Source organism: Neisseria flava (genome assembly GCF_982712965.1).
The window spans coordinates 1-5,146 of record NZ_CEXQBZ010000084.1 but is presented as its reverse complement, the minus strand read 5'-3'; the positions used below and the strand labels follow the sequence as shown (position 1 = coordinate 5,146).

Below are 5,146 nucleotides of genomic sequence, written 5' to 3'. Positions count from 1 at the left end.
ATCAAAAACGCCAAGCCCGCCGAAAAACCGTTTAAGCTGAATGACGGCAAGGGCTTGTATCTGTATATCAATACGAGCGGCGGGAAGTTATGGCGGTTTGACTTTTCGCATAACGGCAAACGTAAAACGCTTTCAATCGGCAAATATCCGACCGTATCACTGGTAGAAGCCCGTCAAGCCGCCGAGAATGCCCGCCGCTTGCTTGTATCGGGGCAAGACCCCAGCGAAGCCAAGCAACAGAAAAAGTGCGAACGGCAAGCCGCCGCCCTAAATACCTTTGAATCAATCGCCCGTCGATGGCATACCGACAATCTACACCGCTGGAAAGAAAACAACGTCCCCCGTATTATTTTCGACTTTGAAAAGGTGTTGCCCTAACTACCCGCTTTCTTAGCGGTTTTTTTATTTCCGATTATCTGATGCGATACACGAAACCTTGTCAGATATTTTGGATTTATTCATGAATGAAATCCAATGGAGGCCATTCCTCACTCAAGGGCGCGACGATTTCAAACGTCTGATCTTGATAATCAAATTTGATTTTCCACGCATGGAGGAACATCCTCGAGGCAGGCTTCCCGCCGTAGAGCGTATCGCCCAAAATCGGGCTGCCCAAACTTTTCATGGCGACACGAAGCTGATGGGTTTTGCCCGTATGCGGATGCAGGACGAACAGGCGCAAGCCGGGTTCTAAACTATGGCTGTCAAACTCGGTAATGGCGGGATTTTCCATACTGCGCATCAGTTTCCATGCACCGCGCCGTGATTTTTCCATATCGCCTTTGATCCAACCCTGTTTCTTAGACGGCTTATCCGTTGCCAGCGCCAAATAAGTTTTACGCATGGTTTTTGCGGCAAATTGCTGCGCCAGCGCCGACGCGCTTTGCGGGTTCAATGCAAACAGCAGCACGCCGCTGGTCTGTTTGTCCAATCGGTGCAGCAGCCAAACCTGCTCAAGACCGAGTTGCGCCGCCAGCGTCTGCGTCAGGCTGACTTCGCCCTCTTCTTGATGTACGGATACGCCTTGCGGCTTGTTAATGGCGACAAAATCCGGATGCCTAAATAAGATTTCCCACATTTCAGACGACCTATTTCAACATAATGCCGCCACCGGACAAAGTGATGGCGCCCAATACGCAAAACAGTACGCAGGCGGAAATCCGCACGGCTTTGGCGGGGATTTTTTTCATCAGCATATCGCCCAGATAAACCACGGGAACGGTTGCCAACATCAATCCGGCAACGCTGCCGAGTACGACCATGGATAAGGATTGGTATTTTGCCGCCAGTAAGACTGTGGCGATTTGGGTTTTGTCACCGATTTCCGCCATGAAAAACAGAAAAACCGTCGCTCCGAACGCGCCGTATTTGAGCCATCGGCTGTCGGGGTTTTCATCTTTATCGGGCAAGAGCAGCCACAGACCGACCGCGATGAAGCTGATGCCGACGACCCATTTGACGGTCTCGGGAGAAACGGTTTCCGCCAGCCATACGCCGACAAATGCGGAGACCAAATGATTCAGTAAAGTGGCAACGAAAATGCCGGAGACTACCGCGTTTTTCTGGGCGAAACGTGCGGCAAGGAAAAGAGCGAGCAGTTGCGTTTTATCGCCGATTTCGGCAATGGCAATGCCCAATATTGAAGAGAAAAATGCTTCCATAAGATACTCAACCGAAGCGGGCAAAAACAAAAAGCGTTGCACATACCGCCCGCAAGGGTATGGACAACGCTTACGTCTTGCCTGTCTTCCAGTTGTCAGGAAGATGCCGCCACCATGACCAATTTTTGTCGAACTCAGTCAATTATGTTGATAACGGCTCTGATGGTCAGCAAACATCAGATGGCTACTCCCGTAAGAGTGTGCGCATTATAAAGATGGAAGGGGAGGGATGCAATAAGTAATTGGCAGCTAAGGGGTTGTCTGAAGCCTTGGAAGATGGTGAAAGAGATTATGCTATGATGACACAAGGTCAAAATCCACCGGAGTATTAATGCAAAAGTATTGGATATTGTGCATCGTTTGTTTTTTGGTATGGTGTGCTGTTTTGAGCTGGCTGCATCTATGTGCAGTCAATGTGGAAAAAAGGTCGTCTGAAAACCTGTCTTCTGCCGATATTGCCGTTGTTTTAGGTAATGCTGTTAACCGCAGAGGAAAACCTAATCCTTGTTTGCGCTCGCGGGTTGAAGCAGGTGTCAGATTGTATCGGCAAGGTAAAGTGGATGAGTTGCTGATGAGCGGAGGAACGGACGGGGACGGCAGCAATGAAGCTCAAACTATGCGCGATATGGCCGTGGAAATGGGCGTACCGTCCGAAAAAATACGGTTGGAAGAACATTCAAAAAGTACATATGAAAACATCTTGCTGAGTGTACCGGATCTACGGGATGCGAACGAAATCATCATTGTCAGCGATGCTTTCCATCTTGCGCGTGCCTCTTGGCTTGCCAAGCGCTACTGGCAAGGTAAAACCGTTGAATTGTATGCTTCAGAGGCGTGCGGTGATTCGACGGTAAATTACTTGCGCAAACTGTCTCGGGAGGTGCTTGCATGGGTAAAGGCGGTTGCACTTTACAGTTAGAGGATGACTATTATTCTTTTGTAATAATGGATTGCTATGCTTTTGACTGACTAGAATCTCAATATGAAGAGGTCGTCTGAAAACCCAATTTCAGTTTTCAGACGACCTCTCTTATATTTCCTGCGGATTACATTCCGGGAAACATTCCTTTCATACCCTTCATGCCTTTTGCCATACGCATCAGTTTGCCCAGTCCTTTTCCGCTGAACATTTTCATCACTTGTTGCGATTGTTCAAACTGCTTGAGCATTTTGTTGACTTCTTCCACGCTGGTACCGGCGCCTGCGGCAATGCGGCGTTTGCGGCTGGCTTTGAGCAGGGTTGGATTGGCGCGTTCTTTGGGCGTCATGGAGTTGATGATGGCTTCGACTTTGCCCATGGCTTTTTCAGCCGTGCCTTCGGGAATTTGTTTGGAAATCTGACCCAGTTCGCCCGGCATTTTTGACATCAGGCTTTCCAGCCCGCCCATATTGCGCATTTGCTGGATTTGTTCTTTAAAGTCATTGAGGTCGAAGCCTTTGCCTTTTTGCAGCTTTTTCGCCATTTTGGCAGCGGCTTCTTCGTCTATGCCTTTTTGGACATCTTCAATCAGACTCAACACGTCGCCCATACCGAGGATACGGCTGGCGATGCGGTCTGGGTAGAAGGGTTCGAGTCCTGTGATTTTTTCACCGATACCGATGAATTTGATAGGTTTTCCGGTAATGTGGCGTACAGACAATGCAGCACCGCCACGCGAATCGCCGTCCATTTTGGTCAGGATGACGCCGGTCAGCGGCAAGGCTTCGTTGAATGCTTGTGCGGTGTTTACAGCGTCTTGACCTAACATGGCATCGACGACGAATAAGGTTTCTACCGGATTGACGGCTGCGTGCAGCGCTTTGATTTCATTCATCATCTCTTCGTCAATCGCCAAGCGTCCGGCGGTATCGACCATCAAGACGTCGTAAAAGTGTTTTTTTGCATAATCAATCGCAGCAGTGGCAATTTCGACAGGTTTCTGATTGGAGTCGGAAGGGAAGAAGTCAATGCCGACTTGCTCAGCCAAAAGGCGCAACTGTTCGATAGCGGCAGGGCGGTACACGTCGGCTGAAACGACCAAGACTTTTTTCTTCTGTTCGTTTTTCAGCAGACGGGCGAGTTTGCCGACGGTGGTGGTTTTCCCCGCACCTTGCAGACCTGCCATTAAAACGACAGCAGGCGGTACGGCCGCCAAGTCTAAAGAAGAATTTTCTTTGCCCATCAATTCGATCAAGGCTTGGTTGACGACGCCGATAAAGGCTTGGTCAGGGGTCAGGCTGCCGGTAACTTCTTGTCCGAGAGCTTTTTCTTTGACGTTGTTGACAAATTCTTTTACGACGGGCAGGGCTACGTCCGCCTCGAGCAGAGCAAGGCGAACTTCCCTCAATGCCTCTTTGATGTTGTCTTCTGTCAGTTTTGCTTGACCGCGGATATTTTTGAAAACTTTACTAAAGCGGTTGGTTAAGTTGTCTAACATGCTTGTCCTTGGTAATGATAATAGCTGCCCTGTTCGGGGCATTCTTTGCTAAAATAAAATTGAGATTATTTTACACTATCGCGTGCGGTTATGTATGCGCGCCAAGAAAGTTTGTTATGCCGACTATCCTGATTTGCCTGATACTGGTGTATGCCGGATTGGGTATATTCGTTTGGTTCAACCACAAGACCCGAGATATTAAAGATTATCCCCTAAAAGCCGAACTGGCAGTTTTGGGTGCCGCGTTAACTATGCACGGTGCCGTATTGCTCATGCCCGTCATTCAAGACAAAGTATTGATTATGGGCTTCGGTTATTCCGTCAGTTTAATTGTATGGTTAATGCTGCTGGTGTATTTCGTCGGTAGTTTTTTCTATCGTCTGCGCGGATTGCAGCTGCTTTTGTATCCGTGCGCAGCGTTTACCTTATTATTGGGCGCGCTGTTTCCAGGAAAATATGTCGGTTATCAAATCAATGATTTGCCGTTTATGTCGCACATTGGTACATCGTTGCTGGCATACGGTTTATTCGGCATTGTGACCTTGTTTGCCGTTTTGATTTTGCTGCTCAACCGTAACCTGCATAGACGACGTGTTTCCAGTTTGTCCGGTTTTCTGCCGTCTTTACTGAGTTTGGAAAAGCTCATGTTCCAGGGGATGTGGGTAGGTTTTATCTTATTAACCTATTCGGTTGTCAGCGGGACATTTTTTGCAGAGGCTGTATTCGGTAAACCCGTTACATTTACCCATAAAACCGTATTCGGCATTCTCTCATGGATAATTTACGGTGCGTTGCTGCTTAAGCACAGTATGACGGCATGGCGAGGTAAAAAAGCAGCCGTTTGGACAATCATCGGGTTTGTCAGCCTAATGTTCGCTTATGTAGGAAGCAAGTTTGTATTGGAAATCTTGCTGCAGCGTTAAATTGGCAATTATCTGTTTGGAACTGTGTTTGGATTAGCAAAGGTCGTCTGAAATTAATTTCAGACGATGGCGGATTCGCATTTGAAGTGCAACTTTCCCTAACAGAAAAAGGCCAGTATGCGGTAGCATACGGCCTTTCCTGCAA

General features: G+C 48.2%; 6 protein-coding genes. 3 read left to right on the top strand and 3 right to left on the bottom strand.

Annotated elements, in window-relative coordinates; translation table 11 throughout:
* Positions 1–378: tyrosine-type recombinase/integrase (locus tag AC5M9B_RS04475; RefSeq protein ID WP_487648309.1), on the top strand; the 378-nt coding region annotated here is incomplete at its 5' end.
* A 76-nt stretch (positions 379–454) separates the two neighbouring features.
* Here the strand turns inward: AC5M9B_RS04475 and AC5M9B_RS04470 are convergent.
* Together AC5M9B_RS04470 and AC5M9B_RS04465 are read right to left on the bottom strand one after the other, a co-directional pair.
* A complete protein-coding gene (locus AC5M9B_RS04470; protein WP_070656414.1) occupies positions 455–1,078 on the bottom strand; it encodes a TIGR01621 family pseudouridine synthase in 624 nt (207 codons plus the stop codon).
* A gap of 10 nt (positions 1,079–1,088) precedes the next feature.
* Positions 1,089–1,661, bottom strand: a complete 573-nt coding sequence (locus tag AC5M9B_RS04465; RefSeq protein ID WP_070656417.1) for a TMEM165/GDT1 family protein — start codon at positions 1,659–1,661, stop codon at positions 1,089–1,091.
* Between the two features lie 331 nt (positions 1,662–1,992).
* On the opposite strand from AC5M9B_RS04465, the gene AC5M9B_RS04460 reads away from it, so the two are divergent.
* Positions 1,993–2,580: a YdcF family protein gene (locus tag AC5M9B_RS04460; RefSeq protein WP_070656420.1), complete on the top strand. Its 588-nt coding sequence runs from the start codon at positions 1,993–1,995 to the stop codon at positions 2,578–2,580.
* A gap of 127 nt (positions 2,581–2,707) precedes the next feature.
* Here AC5M9B_RS04460 and ffh read toward each other — a convergent pair whose 3' ends face one another.
* Entirely contained in the window at positions 2,708–4,078 is a 1,371-nt protein-coding gene (gene ffh / locus AC5M9B_RS04455) for a signal recognition particle protein (RefSeq protein ID WP_019270387.1), read from the bottom strand.
* Between the two features lie 116 nt (positions 4,079–4,194).
* Here ffh and AC5M9B_RS04450 point away from each other — a divergent pair, with 116 nt between their 5' ends.
* Complete coding sequence (locus AC5M9B_RS04450) at positions 4,195–5,001, top strand: cytochrome C assembly family protein (protein ID WP_019270386.1); 807 nt, start codon at positions 4,195–4,197, stop codon at positions 4,999–5,001.
* Positions 5,002–5,146 lie beyond the last annotated feature (145 nt).

What these genes read in the sequence shown, in the direction of transcription:
- AC5M9B_RS04470 (WP_070656414.1), bottom strand. Translation starts at nt 1,078, where the DNA reads ATGTGGGAAATCTTATTTAGGCATCCGGATTTTGTCGCCATTAACAAG.
- AC5M9B_RS04465 (WP_070656417.1), bottom strand. Translation starts at nt 1,661, where the DNA reads ATGGAAGCATTTTTCTCTTCAATATTGGGCATTGCCATTGCCGAAATC.
- AC5M9B_RS04460 (WP_070656420.1), top strand. Translation starts at nt 1,993, where the DNA reads ATGCAAAAGTATTGGATATTGTGCATCGTTTGTTTTTTGGTATGGTGT.
- ffh (WP_019270387.1), bottom strand. Translation starts at nt 4,078, where the DNA reads ATGTTAGACAACTTAACCAACCGCTTTAGTAAAGTTTTCAAAAATATC.
- AC5M9B_RS04450 (WP_019270386.1), top strand. Translation starts at nt 4,195, where the DNA reads ATGCCGACTATCCTGATTTGCCTGATACTGGTGTATGCCGGATTGGGT.